Annotated in this window: 14 protein-coding genes and 1 pseudogene; 5 read left to right on the top strand and 10 right to left on the bottom strand. The window is 62.8% G+C overall.

Going from position 1 to position 15,466, the window contains the following annotated elements:
- Positions 1-682: 682 nt before the first annotated feature.
- From BGP02_RS19090 to BGP02_RS19075, 4 genes and pseudogenes are all read right to left on the bottom strand, one after another.
- Positions 683-1,390 carry a VIT1/CCC1 transporter family protein gene (locus BGP02_RS19090; RefSeq protein ID WP_261939744.1) on the bottom strand — a complete coding sequence of 236 codons (708 nt, stop codon included), beginning with the start codon at positions 1,388-1,390 and terminating at the stop codon, positions 683-685.
- Positions 1,391-1,493: 103 nt separating this feature from the next.
- Positions 1,494-1,839: pseudogene (locus BGP02_RS19085) on the bottom strand (transposase); the annotation flags it as partial.
- Between the two features lie 91 nt (positions 1,840-1,930).
- Positions 1,931-2,518: a hypothetical protein gene (locus BGP02_RS19080; protein WP_017234816.1), complete on the bottom strand. Its 588-nt coding sequence runs from the start codon at positions 2,516-2,518 to the stop codon at positions 1,931-1,933.
- 29 nt (positions 2,519-2,547) lie between these two features.
- Positions 2,548-3,108, bottom strand: a complete 561-nt coding sequence (locus BGP02_RS19075) for a hypothetical protein (RefSeq protein ID WP_017234817.1) — start codon at positions 3,106-3,108, stop codon at positions 2,548-2,550.
- A 436-nt stretch (positions 3,109-3,544) separates the two neighbouring features.
- Between BGP02_RS19075 and BGP02_RS19070 the strand changes: the two genes are divergently transcribed.
- Entirely contained in the window at positions 3,545-4,333 is a 789-nt protein-coding gene (locus BGP02_RS19070) for a deaminated glutathione amidase (RefSeq protein ID WP_017234818.1), read from the top strand.
- Positions 4,334-4,432: 99 nt separating this feature from the next.
- Here BGP02_RS19070 and BGP02_RS19065 read toward each other — a convergent pair whose 3' ends face one another.
- The 3 genes from BGP02_RS19065 to BGP02_RS19055 all read right to left on the bottom strand — a co-directional run bounded on the left by BGP02_RS19065 (position 4,433) and on the right by BGP02_RS19055 (position 8,057).
- Positions 4,433-6,262 carry an EAL domain-containing protein gene (locus BGP02_RS19065; protein ID WP_261939746.1) on the bottom strand — a complete coding sequence of 610 codons (1,830 nt, stop codon included), beginning with the start codon at positions 6,260-6,262 and terminating at the stop codon, positions 4,433-4,435.
- 446 nt (positions 6,263-6,708) lie between these two features.
- Positions 6,709-6,900 (bottom strand): hypothetical protein, encoded by a 192-nt coding sequence (locus tag BGP02_RS19060; protein ID WP_017234820.1) that lies wholly within the window; start codon positions 6,898-6,900, stop codon positions 6,709-6,711.
- A 380-nt stretch (positions 6,901-7,280) separates the two neighbouring features.
- The gene (locus BGP02_RS19055) at positions 7,281-8,057 is read right to left on the bottom strand and encodes an NAD(P)H-dependent oxidoreductase (RefSeq protein WP_286798996.1); all 777 of its coding nucleotides are present in this window, start codon (positions 8,055-8,057) and stop codon (positions 7,281-7,283) included.
- Between the two features lie 106 nt (positions 8,058-8,163).
- On the opposite strand from BGP02_RS19055, the gene BGP02_RS19050 reads away from it, so the two are divergent.
- On the top strand, positions 8,164-9,057 hold the full coding sequence (locus BGP02_RS19050) for a LysR family transcriptional regulator (RefSeq protein ID WP_017234822.1): 894 nt from the start codon (positions 8,164-8,166) through the stop codon (positions 9,055-9,057).
- A 3-nt stretch (positions 9,058-9,060) separates the two neighbouring features.
- On the opposite strand, the gene zapE is transcribed toward BGP02_RS19050, so the two are convergent.
- Positions 9,061-10,095: a cell division protein ZapE gene (zapE, locus tag BGP02_RS19045; RefSeq protein ID WP_286798995.1), complete on the bottom strand. Its 1,035-nt coding sequence runs from the start codon at positions 10,093-10,095 to the stop codon at positions 9,061-9,063.
- A 232-nt stretch (positions 10,096-10,327) separates the two neighbouring features.
- Between zapE and BGP02_RS19040 the strand changes: the two genes are divergently transcribed.
- A complete protein-coding gene (locus BGP02_RS19040; protein ID WP_017234824.1) occupies positions 10,328-11,185 on the top strand; it encodes an arylamine N-acetyltransferase family protein in 858 nt (285 codons plus the stop codon).
- A 108-nt stretch (positions 11,186-11,293) separates the two neighbouring features.
- On the opposite strand, the gene BGP02_RS19035 is transcribed toward BGP02_RS19040, so the two are convergent.
- Positions 11,294-12,532, bottom strand: coding sequence for an MFS transporter (locus BGP02_RS19035; RefSeq protein ID WP_268566893.1), 1,239 nt, complete (start codon positions 12,530-12,532; stop codon positions 11,294-11,296).
- Positions 12,533-12,630: 98 nt separating this feature from the next.
- Here BGP02_RS19035 and BGP02_RS19030 point away from each other — a divergent pair, with 98 nt between their 5' ends.
- Entirely contained in the window at positions 12,631-13,611 is a 981-nt protein-coding gene (locus tag BGP02_RS19030) for a LysR family transcriptional regulator (protein ID WP_083902361.1), read from the top strand.
- 6 nt (positions 13,612-13,617) lie between these two features.
- On the opposite strand, the gene BGP02_RS19025 is transcribed toward BGP02_RS19030, so the two are convergent.
- The gene (locus BGP02_RS19025) at positions 13,618-14,595 is read right to left on the bottom strand and encodes a LysR family transcriptional regulator (protein WP_017234827.1); all 978 of its coding nucleotides are present in this window, start codon (positions 14,593-14,595) and stop codon (positions 13,618-13,620) included.
- Positions 14,596-14,736: 141 nt separating this feature from the next.
- Here BGP02_RS19025 and BGP02_RS19020 point away from each other — a divergent pair.
- On the top strand, positions 14,737-15,466 hold a 730-nt coding region (locus tag BGP02_RS19020; protein ID WP_502688496.1), incomplete at its 3' end, for an ABC transporter substrate-binding protein.

The raw sequence follows: 15,466 nt of genomic DNA, 5'->3' as shown, positions 1-15,466 counted from the left end.
CGTGTGTGCCTGGGCAATCGAGCGAAATGGCAGGAATTCTACAAAAACCCGAGACGAGCGGCGGAAATCCTGTCCCACGTTGATTCTGAGATTAAGAACACCGCGAAGGGCTATAAGGTTTACTCGCTCAGCGGACAAGTTTGGGCCTGTCATAGAACGGCACAGGCGCTACGGGGCCAGGATCAATGTTATCCGCCGCCCGCAAAATAGCGGCATATATCGGTTCTCGGTAAGGTCAGTCTATATAGCCGATACAACGAACACAGCCCCCGCTGCGGGCGGTGTCTGACTTGCGTCACACCAACGTGGACCGACCGGCCTTTCGTAGACATCTTCGAGCCATAATTTATGGCATCCGATGAGGTCAGCATGAATGTAATGACCCAGCGAAACCTGCACAGGTTAAGCGGCTAATGCAAATGCCTCAGCCGGGGGTTTCATCCCAAGCGCCTGATGTGGGCGCCAGTGGTTGGAGAAGCGTATTGACGTCCCCTCAAAAAAACGAAGCGGCGAGAATTGCCTTTTTCCTTCCATCGCGTCCGCCATCGGAAAGTCAACACGCGCGTCAACGGATTCGTTCACGGTCTTGCGAGATATCCTCGGGACAGGATGGGGAATGTATCCACACGACAAGTCGCACGGATACACCGGCCCCCAATTCCTGGCCGCCGCTGCTCTGAGATCAAACAGTGGTCCCGAACACGGCCCCCACGCCCGCTGTCACTGCCATCGCAAAGGTGCCCCAGAAAGCCACGCGCAGCGCACTTTTGAAGAGAGGAGTTCCGCCAACGGCAGCAGCGGCAGCGCCGAGCAGGGCCAGGAAGATAATCGCCGTCGCCACGATCCAATAGAGCAGGCTCTGCTCCGGCGCCAGCAAAACCACGGCTAGCGGCATGGCCGCGCCCACGGCGAAGCTCCCAGCAGACGCCATTGCGGCTTGCAGCGGGCGCGCGCTCAACGTTTCCGAGATGCCCAGTTCATCGCGCGCATGCGCGCCCAGCGCATCGTGCGCCATCAACTGCGTGGCGACTTGATCCGCGAGCTGCTGATCCAGGCCACGCCGCACGTAGATGGCCGTCAGTTCCCGATGCTCTGCCTCCGGGCTGTGCCTCAGTTCCTCACGCTCCCGCATCAAATCCGCCGTTTCTGTGTCGGCCTGTGAATAGACCGATACGAACTCGCCGGCAGCCATGGACATGGCGCCTGCCACCAATCCCGCCACGGCCGTGGTCAGGATGCTGGCGTGGCTTGCATGGGCCGCGGCCACACCGGCGACCAGACTGGCCGTGGAAATGATGCCGTCATTGGCCCCAAGGACGGCGGCGCGCAGCCAGCCGATATGTTCAGTGCGGTGTCTTTCAGGATGGGCACGATGGTGAAACTTTGTCATTGAAGATTCCGATCCATGTGAAGTAGCTTTGGGCAATCCGTTCAGGCGCGACGCCTCGGGAATCCTACGAACCCGTGTGCTGTCGCGCATGACGTCGTCGGCAATGCCAGCGCCCCTGAGCCCATAAATACGTAATGTCGCCGCACCAGACTTGATTCGACGCCACCACATTGAACTCGCAATTTAATACGTTCGGAATGTCGATGCGCTCCAGCGTAGCGCGCATGTATGCGTGGTTGCCAGGTTGCTTTCATCATGGCCAGCAGATATCTACTGCGCGGCGTGATGCCTCGGCGTTCCTGGTGCAGTTGTTGAACCCGGCGGCGCAGAACCGACTCCGCGCCGCCGACCGACCGGCTGGCATTGACGTGACTATAGTGCTGGTCGAGGACTAGAGACGCAGCACTGTGCTTGAACTCAGGGGGAAACGTACGACGTTGCTTGCTTATCAGACACCTCTCCATGGCGAGTATTCTCGCCTAAATGGGTGTCCGGAGGCGATTAGACCGCTACAATCGACCACCACGACCCGCCAGCGATTTAGCGCAGTTCCGGCATTTTCAGCAGGGTGTCCTGTAGCTTGAGCATCGCGTCTGCGGCAGCTCGACGACCGGAGAGCGAAAAGTCGCTCTTGAATTCGCTGAAGTCTGCATGGCCGGTGCCGGTCACGGTCCGCGTGGCGAAAATCGTGCCATCCAGGTTGCGAATTTCGCACTTCAGATTCACCGTGAAATCCGTTGCGGGCCACGTGACCAAGCTTGCCGACGAGGAATCCGTCGTTATCGTCGGCACAATGACGTAGGCGAGCGCGCTTTCCTTCGTCGAGGCAGCGACATCGACAGACTTCAGGCGTGTCACGTTCGTGAATACGTTCGAAAGCACCTTGTAGAAGGCGGTTTCGGCATCAGCGTACGGCTTGTAGCGGACCTTGTCGCCACCACCGCCGGGGGTCGTCACGATCAGTGCACGTGACTGATCGGTGATCACGTAGCCGACGTGCTTTTCAATGCGCGTGGCGCCTTCCGGTGCATCGATCGCCGCAATGTCGGGACTCATGCTGACCTGATGAGCGCAACCCGACGCCAGTGTCACGGCAAATACGACGCCCAACCATTTGAAAAATTTCATCTTTCATCTTCCCCAGTAGCTTGGCTTGTTTATTGGAGTGCTTTCAGAAACGCATCATCATCGAGCAATGACGTGAGCAGCTTCTGCACAAGCTTGGGGTAGGCCTCGGTGGCTCGCGGAATGGCAATGGCCGCAACGAAGTTCGACGACCACTCCGTCTCCACCGACTTTACCTGGTCGTAGCGCGTTTGATCGCCACGCGTCACGACAAAGCGTGCTTGGATGGTGCCCTTGCCTGTGGCGAGGCCGGCGTCGATGTCGTTCTCCAGCAAGGTGCCGGTAATGCGAACAGGCGAATCGGGTGAGAGCTTGCCCGCCAACGACAGCTCCTGCTTGATCGCTTCGGCGAGATACTGACTATAGGAGTCGCCATAAGGCGACGACATCGTCATCGCTCTCAGTGAAATACCGGTTTCGGTCTTCAAGCCGGGCGCCGGCGTGAATTTCCCGACTGCGGCCTTGTAGTCGCCGCCGATCTTCAGCTTGTCGACGTTATCCAATGACGCGCTGTAGTTCGGTGCAGTAGTGGAACATGCGCACAACATTGCGGTGAAGATCACCGCAACGGCAACTCCGATCTTCTTGAACATGAATCTCCCCGAAATACTGACGAACGCCCGAATACCTTGATGTGGCATCGTGGCGAGTTTTTAATTTATTTGTAATGCGAACAAATAATATTGGCTTGAATAATGTGGTGTCAATGGCATTTCACATGAAAACAGATCGATATGCGAACGATGCAACAAGCGACAATAGCGTGTGCTGTCAACCTGTGCCTGATGGATAGCACCTGGGGCGATCGAGACGCTTGAGGGGGGGCTTGGCATTAGACTCGTGCAACGCCAGGCCCGCCGTAGGCGATGCCGAGCGAGTGCCCCGTTTGCGTGCGAGGTGCAAACTGTCGAACTGGCATACTTAAGCAAAGTTGAGCTACGTCCCCCGTTTCCACGCTCTGGAATTCAACCGAGCCACGCCCCATCCTCCGATTGGGCCTGAGTCGCATCCGTCTTGAGAGAGAAAGTCATGAAAGCAGCCATTGGACAATTCGCCGTTGCCGCAGATGCGTCTATCAACGCGCAGACCTGCCTGCAATGGATGGCCAAGGCACGCGCCGCCGGTGCAGACCTGCTGGTACTCCCCGAGGGCGTGCTGGCGCGCGACATCGCCGACCCTGACCTGGTGCGCCGCGCCGCGCAACCGTTGGACGGCGAGTTCGTGACCGCCTTGCGCGAAGCAAGTCGAGGCAACAACCTCACGACGATGATGACGGTGCACGTGCCCGCGACCGCCGACGGCAAGGTGTGGAATGTCCTGATCGCACTGCGCGACGGCGAAATCATCGCCGAGTACAAGAAGATCCACCTTTACGATGCGTTTTCGGTGAAGGAGTCGACGAACGTGGTCCCCGGTAACGAGGTACCGCCGCTGGTCGACGTCTGCGGCCTCAAGGTTGGCCTGATGACGTGTTACGACGTGCGCTTCCCCGAGCTGGCGCGACGCCTCACGCTTGATGGCGCGGACGTGTTGGTGTTGCCGGCCGCGTGGGTGAGGGGGCCGCTCAAGGAGGCGCATTGGGAAACCCTGTGCACCGCGCGTGCGCTGGAGAACACGTGTTATCTGGTGGCGTCGGGGGAATGCGGGCCCCGCAATATCGGCGCAAGCATGGTCGTTGACCCGTTGGGCGTGATTGTCGCGCGCGCGGCGGAAGCGCCCGCATTCCTGCTTGTCGACCTCGATCCGGCCCGCATCGCCGAAGCGCGTCGCGTGCTGCCTTGCAACGAGAATCGTCGCTTCGCGGCGCCGCAACTTTAGGGCGTGTCGGCCCGGCTCAGCGCATGGCAGAACGGCTGACGTGCCGGGCAAGCCGAGTGACGATGTCGGCCATGTCGGCCATGTCGGACGAAGCCACCATTACATCAACCGATTGCGCGCTTCGAGCAGCAACTGCGCCGCCAACTTGCCCAGCACGGTACTTGGCGCGTGTGTGTCGGGCACGCTCGGCACGCACGCCATCCATTCGGTCAACGCTTCGGCCGGCATCGGGCGCGCAATCGCATACCCTTGGGCGATATCGGCGCCGAGAATCACGACCGCCTCGAGCATGCCCTCGTCTTCGATGCCCTCCACCACGACGGCCTTGTTCAACGAGTGTCCCAACTGGATCAGCTGATAGGTGAAGCGCAGGGTCTCCAGGGGATCCCGACCGACAGCGCTCACGATGTCCCGGTCGATCTTGACCAGGTCGAACGGCACTTCGCGCAGGCGCGTCAGACTGCTATAGCCCGAACCCAGATCGTCCTCTGCCAACTGGATTCCCAAGGCTTTGAATTTCGCCAGTTCCTGCGATACGTCCACGCCGAGCGGGAAGGCATCGGTTTCCAGCACTTCCAGCGTCAACTGGTTTGGCGCGGCACCGCTCTTTTTGAGCGCCCGCTCCGTGACTTTGAAATAGCGGATGTCGCCAAGTGCACTCGATGGCAAGTTCACGGAGACGCTCAGCGGGAAACCCGCCCGCAGCCAGAGGCGGCGCTGCGACAGTGCTTGCTCGAGCCCGCGCTTGTACAGCGTCAGGAAGTCCTCGGACGACAGTGCCGGGAAGAATTCGCCAGGTGCCAGAAGGCGATCGCCATCCTGCAAGCGGGCCAATGCCTCCACCTTGGTCACTTGCCCCGTTTTGAGATCGAGCAGCGGTTGATAGTGGATCTTCAGCGCGTCAGTCCCGAGAAGCTTGGACCAACGCTGCCGAACGGTATAAGGCACGGTGCGGGTATGGCCGGCCAGGCGCTCGGTGCCGGCAATGGCGAAGCCCAGAATCGTCTGCAACAGGGAAACGAAGGCAATCTGATCGGCGCCGGTCAGTGCGCCGGGTAAGGGGCTGTACAGGTTCAGGATGGCGGCCGTGGGTTCGCCCGGCTGGTGCAGGGGAATCGCAATGCAGGAATGAAAACCGACCGGCAAGGCCGCGGCCCGCCACGGCACCATCTTCGGATCGTTCGCAATATTGAGCGAGCGCACCACATGGCCGCTGCGCCAGGCACGCCCCGTGGGCCCCTGACTGCCGGACGAATTGCCCACCGTGATGGGCGCCGTTTTTTCGATCCCGGCGAGATAGCGCTCGATGGTGCCGCCAGCCGCCAATTCGAAGCGAAACACCCCCTGACGATCCGGCCGGCCCACCGCACAGCCGGCGATCTCGTCGTGTTCACCCAGAATCTGGACCACCTGGCTAATCAGGTCGGTATAACTTTCCGTTCTCCACGCCAGCAACGTGACGCGCTGCAATACTGCATGACGGGAGATCTGCAGGCGCTGATAGGCCTCGGCCTGCCAGGCGAGATCCTGGTTCATGCGCCGGCTCAGCAGACATAGCGCCTCGCCATGCGCCGCTGTATCGATGTATTTGACGATGGCTTCGCCAAGGACCCCTCGGGCGCGAACCAGATCTTCCCAGTTGAGCCCGACAATGGCATGCGTACGCCCGGCCCTGATGGCTTGCGCACGATGATCGGCAGCCGTCAGCGAAGGCGCCGAAAGCGCGCATAGTCGCTGGGTTTGGCGCGATTTGGCGTACCGCATTTCCGCTGGCGTCAGGTGATTCAGAATACGCTGGGACGCCGGCAGGCATGCAAGTCCATCGTGGAACTGGCTGACGATCGCTGCGGCGTGGCGTTGCACCTCGGCGAAGAGCGCCGCGAGTTGTGGCGTCCCGGCCATGCCGTACATCTCTCGTCCCTCGCTCACGGACGCAGGATCCTGAAGCGGGTGCCAGAACTTTTCGACGTTCGCTGAAACACCGGGAGATTGCATCTCGTCGTCTTGCGTGACCATGAACGTCGGCGGATCTGTGGTTTGCCTTGAAGGAATTAACGACCGGCAGTTGGAAATCCGCAGGCCGCGTCCAGCGACGAGCATACTGCACGGCCGGCCGCCATGCTACCGTGGTTTCACCTGACGATCCCAGCGGGGATCGTCGACAAATAGATAGCGCACGGAGATGGATTGGCGAGAGCGCATCGGGCATGGAGCGCTGATGGCCGCGGAGAGAGGGTGCCGACAAAGGGTGCCGACAGAGCGCGCAGACACCTCGACACGCCGGCACGCTGACGTGCGGCAAGTCCTGGAGGCCGGCCGCGGCGATGAGCGGCCGCATTGTCGCGGTAAGGCGCTAACGCGTTACCGCGTTTCGATCAGCACCAGGCGGGGACGTAGGCGGACCGGCAGTACGATCTGCCATACGGCGTCAATTCGAGACGCTCGCCCACTCGGCAGACCAGTTCACGCGCCAGCAGCGCGTTAATGATGGCATCCGACGGGGGGTCGTCATTGCGAATGACGCGATAAATGGCAGCGACTATGGCCTGCTTCGACAGCGTGAGCATTCGTGCTCCTGACATGGATGAGATAACTGCGAGCCGCGTTGACCGACGCACATTTCGCGTCGGGCCTGAGATACCCGCACATGGCTCACGAACAAGATCGGTCGCGTAGCGATGGGCTATTGAGTTGGGTTGGTTTGTCGATGCCTGCAACGCTTTTGGACCGTGCACCCCATCAAACGACGTAGGTCGGTTCTCGCGAAGTGATCGAATTCGCTTCGATCGACTGATTGGATCTCGCAAGGATCGAGGAGATTGACGCGGTGTGGACTAGCGTCAGACTTGAGATTCTCTTTGTCACTTATACGCGTGTTCCGCGCATCGCGCAATGCTTTGTGCCGCCGAACGCCCGCCGACTGTGGCATCCGACGACACGCCCCCTGTCAGCCGATATGCGCGGCAAACCCCGTCTGTCCGGTGGCGACGTTGTCCTTGAGCGTGAGCGCCGGAATGTCGTATGCGCCGTGGTTCTGCTGCCGATAGGGAATCGGCGCCGTCGTGGCGAGTGTATCGAGACGCTCGCCCAGCTCGCGCTGAATCTGTGCAAAGCGCTCGGCGTCGATGCGTCCCGTACGGAAGGCGACGTAGGGCGGCAACACGTCGAACCCCGGGTAGAACAACATGCCGTGCTGAATCGGGAACAGCACATCGTCAATGGGACCGTTGATGCCGCGATCGCTGTAGTGCGAGTCCCAGCCGCCGGTCGTCACCACGAGCATTGCGCGCTTGCCCGCCATCGACCCTTCGCCGTAGCGGTCGCCCCAATGCGTATTCGAGTGCTCGCCAACGCCATACGCGAAGCCGTAGGCATACACGCGATCAAACCATCCCTTCATGATCGCGGGCATCGAGAACCACCACAGCGGGAATTGCAGGATCACCGTGTCCGCCCAGCGCAGCTTCGCCTGCTCGCGGGCGATGTCGGCGCGCTGCGTGCCGCTCGCGAACGCATGCTTCGAGTCGAGCGACGCATGGAACAGCTCGCTCGCATTGCGTTGCGGCGCGTCGTCCTCGTCGATGGTGCTCTTCCACTGCATTGCATACAGATCCGAGACTTGCACGTGGTGCCCGGCCGCTTCGAGTCGCTGCACAGCAAAGTCGCGTAATGCGCCGTTGAGCGAGCGCGGTTGCGGGTGGGCATAAACGATCAATACATTCATTTTTCAAACTCCGTTGCGATTGGGTTCATTCGACTCAGGGAACACAGGCAGGTTAGGCGCACGCAAGGTATATTGGAAATGAATTCCTGATATGCCAGGTATAACCATGAATAATTTGCGACGAATCGATTTGAATCTGCTGGTCACGCTCGATGTCCTGCTTACCGAACAAAACGTGACGCGTGCCGCCGAGCGGCTGTATATGTCTCAGCCGGCGGTCAGTGTGCATCTTGCGAAGTTGCGCGATTTGCTCGGCGATCCACTTTTGCTGCCGGGGCCGCGCGGCATGCGCCCCACCGCGCGCGCAGAGGCGCTGCGCGGGCCGTTGCGCGATGCGCTTGAATCGCTGTCACGTGCCGTCTCACCCGCTGCGGCTTTCGATCCGGCCAACGCCGACTTGACCTGGCGTATCGCCGCCACCGATTACACGGAGTCGACCCTGGTACTGCCGGTGCTTCAGCGCCTGCGAGCGGCGGCGCCACGCACGCGGCTGGCGGTGTTCGATCTGTCGCCGTCGCGCGTTGCCCGGCAGGCGGAGCAGGGTATCGTCGATATCGCGTTTCACACAACGGATGGCGCACCACAGGGCTTGCGTCGCAAGGCCCTGTTCGCGGAGCGCTATGTTCTGGTGGGACGGCGTGGGCATCCGAAGCTCAAACGACGGCCCACGCTCAAGCAGTTTTGCGAGCTGGAGCACGTCATTGTGTCGCAGGACGGAGGCGGCTTTCATGCGAGCACTGACGATGCTCTCGCGGGGCTAGGGGCATCGCGGCGCGTCGTCCTGTCCGTGCCGCATTTTCTCTTCCTGCGATCCGCGCTCGCCAGCACGGATCTGGTGGCGATGGCCCCCGAACGCCTCGTTCGCGACGATCCGGCGTTGCAGGTGACGACGCCGCCCGTCGACCTGCGGGGCTTCGAGATCTCGATGTACTGGCACGAGCGTGTGCATCGCGATCCGTCGCATCAATGGCTGCGGGAATGCATCGCTAGCGTTGTGTGACCTTCAGCTCGGGCGAACGAGCGTGCGGCGCTCGTAGTCGCGCGATCCCATCTCGGCCAGTCGGCTGATCGTGCGCGACAGATCGCGCCAGTCGCGCAGCGCATCGAGCGCGGGAATGAGCGGCATGTCGGACGCGATCAGCAACGTGCGTTGGCGGTCATAACAAATGTCGATCAGCCACAGGAATCGTTGCAGGGTGTCGGGGCGCTGGAGCCGTTCGACGTGCAGATCGCCCACGATCAAGGAGGGCCAGCGCTCGGCGAGCGCGAGGTAATCCAGATGCGAGCGATGTGCGACGCAAAGGTCGTCGAAATTGGCCCACAGCACGCGCGCGCCTGCGCTTTGTGCCGGCAGTGCACGGCCGGCGATCGTCACCGTCGACGGATTTGACGCGGGTCGCCCCTCCAATTCGGCATAACGCAGCGGCAAGAGCTCGCGGGCGTCGTCGGGGGGCGCGATCCAGCGTGGTAGCTGTGCCGCTTCGCCGCCCATGCGGTAGTCGGTGGCGCCGTCGAAATGCACGACCGCGATGCGTTGCAGAATCACGGCGATGGTCGGTTCGAAACGCTCGTGAAACTCGGGGTCCGGCAGCAACTGCTGCGGCGCATAGTTCGACGTCAGCACCAGCCGCACACCCCGCGCCAGCGCGATGTCGAGAAATCGCCCGATCAGGAAAGCATCGGCAATGTCGTGGACGTGAAATTCGTCGAAACACAGTAACGCAACGCCGTGGAGCCAGCGATTCGCCACCGCCGCGAGTCGGTCGTCGCATGCCGGCTCGCGCACGAGTTGCCGATGGATGTCGCGCAGGAATTCGTGAAAGTGCACGCGCCGCTTCTCGCACTCGGCGACGGCGAAGGCGGCGTCCACGACGAGGCTCTTGCCGCGCCCGGGGAGTCCGTAGCAGTAAACGCCGTCGAAGGGCGGCTTGGCACGCCCCAGCAGCGCCGTGAGGGCGGCAAGGGCGTCGCGTTGACGAAGGTCGGGACGGACGTGGCGCTCAGCCAGCGCCCGCGTCACGCGCGCAATGTCGATCATGTAAAGCAGACTCCGGATAGCAGCAGCCGGCGTACCCGGCCGGCCAATGGGGGCCACTATACCGACGCTGCGCGGTTCCGGCTAATTTGGACTGCGGTGCGAAATCCGCGCATTTCGGCGTCGCCCGATCGCCCGCTCACCTCGTCGCCGCGATGGCATTGCGCAAAGACGCGGCGGATGCGCTAACGTATGGACTCTGCGTAGGTCCGCATCCCTCAAGAGGACGTCAGGCATGTCTCACCCCTTCGATCCGGAACGCTATTTTCAGCGCATCGGTTACACCGGCCCGCGTGAAGCAACGCTCGATGTTCTGCGCGCCATCCACTCGCTCCATCCGCTGGCCATTCCGTTCGAGAATCTCGATCCGATTCGTGGCCAGCCGGTCGACGTCGAGCTGCCGTCGGTCGTTGCCAAGTTGCTCGATGGCGGACGCGGCGGCTACTGCTTCGAGCAGAACGCGCTGTTCGCCAACGCGCTGACCCATCTCGGGTTTGTCGTCACCCCGTTGATCGGACGCGTCGTGTGGGGGCGCTCGTTTGATGGGGAAGCGCCACTCACGCACATGCTGCTGCGCGTCGATCTCGACGGCGAGGCCTGGCTGGCCGATGTGGGTTTCGGCTCCGTCACGCTCACCGCGCCGCTGCGCCTGCATTCGGCGCAACCCCAGTCGACCCTGCTGGAAACGTTCCGACTGGAGACGGTTCGCACGGAGGACGGCGGGCCACCCAGCGAGTACCGCCTGAGCGTGCGCTCCGCCGACAAGTGGTTGCCTGTTTATCGCTTCGCGCCGAAACCCGCCGAGTGGATCGACTACAAGCTGGGCAATTGGTACACGTCGAGCGCGCCCGATTCCATCTTCCGAAATCAGCTCATCGTCTGCCGTGTGCTGCCGCTCGGACGCATTTCGCTACTCAACACAACGCTGACGGAGCGCTCGGCGCAAGGCGACGTCGTGGCGGAAACCGACATTGCGTCGGCGGCGCAACTCGCGCAAGTGCTGCGGGAACGCTTCGGCCTGAAGCTCGACGGCATCGACATCGATGCTTTGTACGACCAGGTGCGCGCCTGTGCCGCCAAGGCTGCTGGCTGAACGTTGTGGGCGCCATGCACTTGCCCGGCGTGTCAAACGACAAGGCCGCCTCCCGAGGGAGGCGGCCTGCGTGTCGTTGTCCTGTCGTCGTCAGCGGCAGGCTACGCATCAGTGCGCCGACGTCGTGCCGGGCCACAGTCGCACAGCGAGCGCGGCGAGGGCCGCCAGCGTGGCGAGCGACGCGACGCCCGTCCAGCCCCAGTGCGCCAATGCCTGAGCACCGAGTGCCGCGCCGATCGACATGCCGATGAAGACGCCGACGAAAAGCACGGCATTCAGACGGCTGCGGGCGGCGGGTTCGATGCCGTACACGATGGTTTGATGCGAGACCAGCGCGACCTGCACGCCCAGGTCGAAGCCGATGGCGGCCAGACCGATCAGCCACAGTTGGGCATGGGCGCCGAGCATGGGCGCGAACAGCATCGCGGCGAAGGACACGGCCACCAGGCTCGCCCCAAGACGGGTGACGATCTGCGGCCCCTTGCGATCCGCAATGCGACCGGCCAGCGGTGCGCCGAGTGCCCCGGCCGCGCCTGCCAGACCGAATGCCCCCGCCGCCGCCGCGCCCAGATGGAACGGGGCGTCGTGCAGCATGACGGCGAGCGTCGACCAGAAGGCGCTGAAGCCGACCGACAGCAGGCCCTGCGCCAATGCCGCCCGGCGCAGCGCCGGATGACGACGCCACAGGCCGACCACCGAGCCGAGCAATTGGCGATAGGTCATCTGCGTCGTCGGATGAAACGACGGCAGGCCGCGCCACGCCACCACGCCGAAACCGGCCACGCTGATAGCGGCGACGACATACATCGCTCGCCACCCGAAGTTCTGGGCCACGAAGCCGGACACGACGCGCGAGAGCAGAATGCCCAACAACAGTCCGGTCATCACGGTGCCGACGACTCGGCCCCGGATCGATTCGGGCGCGATCGCGGCCGCGGCGGGCACGATGTCCTGTGCCATCGTCGCGGTCAGCCCGATGGCCAGACTCGCGGCGAGCAGCGTGCCAATGCCCGGCGCAAAGGCGGCCAGCAGCAGCGCGAGCGTGAGAATCGCGCCCTTGACGAGCACGATACGACGCCGGTCGATAATGTCGCCGAGCGGCACCAGCAGCAGAATGCCCAGCGCGTAGCCGAGCTGGGTGAGCGTCGGGACCCAGCCGACCGTCGTGTTGGCGGCGTGGATGTCGTCGGTCATGATGCCGAGCATCGGCTGGGCGTAGTACAGCGAGGCGACCGTCAGGCCGGTGCCCGTCGCGAGCAGCAGGATCAGCCGGGCAGACAACTCGGGCTGCGGCCGTGCGGTGGCTTGACTCGCGCCGGCGGCGTTGGAAATCTGAGCAGAACTCATAAGGTGAGGCTCCAATAGCAAGGTACGGGGCGTAGTGTCGCGCTTGGTGCAGTGCGGTGGTAGGCCTATAATCCGTACAACCTTTATACGTGCTGCGTATGACAGAGCCCCCTCATCCCCCTGCCTTTGGTACCGATGCGCCCGCCGGCCGAGGCGGCGGCGCCGACCGCGTCGAGCTGATGCAGACGTTCGTGCGCATCGTTGAGGCTGGCAGTCTGTCGGCCGCCGCAGCGCTGCTCGGCACCACGCAGCCGACTGTCAGCCGGCGTTTGCAGATGCTCGAACGCTCGCTGGGACTTCGCTTGCTGCAACGCTCGACGCATCGCATGAAGCTCACCGAGGACGGTGAGCGTTGCTTCGTCCGGGCGAAGGAACTGGTGACGAGCTGGGAGGCGTTCGAAGCCGATCTGCGCGGCACCGGCGACGACCCGGAGGGCACCTTGCGCGTGCTCGTGCCCCACGCGTTCGGTCAGGAAATGATGATCGGCCCGCTCGCGGACTTTCTAGAGCGCTATGCCGGGATGAAGGTGCATTGGTTCTTGCAGGACCGCGAGCCCGATTTCATTGCGGAAGGCATCGACTGCGCGATTCACGTGGGCGAACTGCGCGACCCGTCGAATGTGGCGATTTCATTGACCGACGTGCCGCGCATCGTCGTGGCGTCGCCCGACCTGCTGCGCGGACGTGCGTTGCCTTCGCACCCCTCGGACCTGGCCTCGTTGCCGTGGCTCTCGCTCACCACGTTCTACCGCAACGACATCACGCTCACGCACGAGCAAACGCACGAGACGGCCCGCGTCACATTCGATCCGCGCATGAGCACGGACAACCTCTACGCATTGCGCAGTGCCGCATTACGCGGGTTGGGTGTGGCAGTCTGTTCGGCGTGGTTGATGGCCGAGGACGTGGCGCAGGGGCGCCTGATCCAGCTCATGCCGCCATGGCGCTCGACGGCCTTGCCGATGTACCTCCTCTACCCGTACGCAAAGTACTATCCTGCCCGGCTGCGCCGTTTCATCGAAGCGATGCGCGCGGCCATTCCCGCCGTGATCGACGCCGAGCAACGCAAGATTCGCTGATCGCGATCAGACCAGCCGCAGTTGTCCCGATTGGCCTTGCAACAGGGCGTCATTGCGCTGGGCGGCGTCGCGTAAATAATCCCACAGCACCGTAATGCGCTTGAGCGAGCGCAGTTCCTCGTGGCAATAGATCCAGAAACTGCGCGTGACGACCACGTCGTCGACGAGCAGAGGTACCAGCCGGGCGTCCTGCGCGGCCATGAAGCACGGGAGGATTGCCAGCGCCTCGCCCTGCAATGCCGCCTGATACTGGGCGATGACGCTCGTGCTGCGCAGCACGACATTGCCCCCGGGCACGATGTCCTCCAGATAACGCAACTCGTTGCTGAACGTCAGTTCGTCGACATAGCTGATGAACCGGCGTCCGGACAGATCCGCGAACGTCGCGACGTCGCCGTATTGCGCGAGATAACCGGGCGTTGCATACAACTGCAGACGGTAGTCGCACAGCTTGCTGCACACATACGGCCCGCGCTGGGGGCGTTCGATGGTGATCGCCAGATCGGCCTCGCGTTTCGACAGGCTCACGAAGCGCGGCACGGGCAGCACGTCGAAGGCGATCGCCGGGTATTCGCGCTGAAAGCGTGAGAGGACCGGCGTGACGAAGTACGTGCCGAACGCTTCCGTCGAGCCGATACGAACGTGGCCCGAGAGCGTTTGCCCGAGCCCCGCCACCTGCTCGCACGCCGATTGCAGCGTGGTCTCCATTTGCTCCGCGTAGACGAGGAGCTGCTGCCCCTCGGGCGTCAGGGCAAAGCCCGCGTTGCGCGATTTGTCGAACAACAGCGTGCCGAGCGAGTGCTCCAGCGCGCGCACCCGTCGCGAAACCGTCGTGTGATCGACCCCCAGGCGTTGCGCCGCCGCACTCACGCGCTGTGTGCGCGCGACCTCCAGGAAGTAGCGCAAGTCGTCCCAGTCGGGACGCGGCTCCGCCCCCGAAGCGCCAGCGATGCCCGACGGTCGTGCCGCGGCGGTGCGAACCATTACGCTCTCTCCTATGTGTATTTGTGCACAAAGTAGATGCATATATTCGCTATGTAAAGCAAATTCGCACAAATACAATTCATGAGCGCCGCGCATAGACGGCGACGACGAACGCATACAAGACCTGAAGGAGACAAAGCGATGAAGATCAAGCCGTGGTTGCTCGCGCTGGGATTCGGCGCGAGCTTGGGGTTGATGTCGATGGCCGGGATGGCGCAGTTGCCGGACCGCCCGGTGAAGGTGGGCGTGCTCACCGACATGTCGGGACCGTATTCGGCGATGGGCGGTGCCGGCTCGGTCGCGGCCGCGCAAATGGCGATCGACGATTGTCTGGCGGCCGAGTGCAAGGGCATGAAGATTGCGCTGGTGTCGGCCGACAACCAGAACAAGGCCGACGTCGCCGCCAACAAGGCCCGGGAATGGTTTGATCGCGACAATGTCGATGCGATTGCCGATCTCACGAACTCGGCGGCCGCCCTGGCGGTGCAGAAGATCGCCATGGACAAGCAACGCGTGACGTTGTTCTCGGGGCCGGCGACCACGCGACTGACGAACGAAGACTGTTCGCCCACGGGCTTTCACTGGATGTTCGACACCTACTCGCAGTCGGCGGCAACCGCGCGCGCCGTGGTCGGTGACGGTGGCAAATCGTGGTACTTCATCACCGTCGACTATGCCTTCGGGCACTCCCTGGAGAAAGACGCCGCCGACATCGTGAAGACACTCGGCGGCACGGTCCTGGGACGGTCGCGACATCCGCTCAATGCGTCCGACTATGCGTCGTTCCTGTTGCAGGCGCAAAGCTCGAAGGCACAGGTCGTGGCGCTCGCCAACGGCGGGCAGGACACCGTCAACGCGCTCAAGCAGGCAC

Origin of the sequence: Pandoraea sp. 64-18 (assembly GCF_001899225.1) — a bacterium.
Lineage (GTDB): Bacteria > Pseudomonadota > Gammaproteobacteria > Burkholderiales > Burkholderiaceae > Pandoraea > Pandoraea cepalis.
The sequence above is the reverse complement of the archived record's forward strand: the minus strand, read 5'-3'. Positions and strand labels throughout refer to the sequence as shown.

What these genes read in the sequence shown, in the direction of transcription:
- BGP02_RS19090 (WP_261939744.1), bottom strand. Translation starts at nt 1,390, where the DNA reads ATGACAAAGTTTCACCATCGTGCCCATCCTGAAAGACACCGCACTGAA.
- BGP02_RS19080 (WP_017234816.1), bottom strand. Translation starts at nt 2,518, where the DNA reads ATGAAATTTTTCAAATGGTTGGGCGTCGTATTTGCCGTGACACTGGCG.
- BGP02_RS19075 (WP_017234817.1), bottom strand. Translation starts at nt 3,108, where the DNA reads ATGTTCAAGAAGATCGGAGTTGCCGTTGCGGTGATCTTCACCGCAATG.
- BGP02_RS19070 (WP_017234818.1), top strand. Translation starts at nt 3,545, where the DNA reads ATGAAAGCAGCCATTGGACAATTCGCCGTTGCCGCAGATGCGTCTATC.
- BGP02_RS19060 (WP_017234820.1), bottom strand. Translation starts at nt 6,900, where the DNA reads ATGCTCACGCTGTCGAAGCAGGCCATAGTCGCTGCCATTTATCGCGTC.
- BGP02_RS19055 (WP_286798996.1), bottom strand. Translation starts at nt 8,057, where the DNA reads ATGAATGTATTGATCGTTTATGCCCACCCGCAACCGCGCTCGCTCAAC.
- BGP02_RS19050 (WP_017234822.1), top strand. Translation starts at nt 8,164, where the DNA reads ATGAATAATTTGCGACGAATCGATTTGAATCTGCTGGTCACGCTCGAT.
- zapE (WP_286798995.1), bottom strand. Translation starts at nt 10,095, where the DNA reads ATGATCGACATTGCGCGCGTGACGCGGGCGCTGGCTGAGCGCCACGTC.
- BGP02_RS19040 (WP_017234824.1), top strand. Translation starts at nt 10,328, where the DNA reads ATGTCTCACCCCTTCGATCCGGAACGCTATTTTCAGCGCATCGGTTAC.
- BGP02_RS19035 (WP_268566893.1), bottom strand. Translation starts at nt 12,532, where the DNA reads ATGAGTTCTGCTCAGATTTCCAACGCCGCCGGCGCGAGTCAAGCCACC.
- BGP02_RS19030 (WP_083902361.1), top strand. Translation starts at nt 12,631, where the DNA reads ATGACAGAGCCCCCTCATCCCCCTGCCTTTGGTACCGATGCGCCCGCC.
- BGP02_RS19025 (WP_017234827.1), bottom strand. Translation starts at nt 14,595, where the DNA reads ATGGTTCGCACCGCCGCGGCACGACCGTCGGGCATCGCTGGCGCTTCG.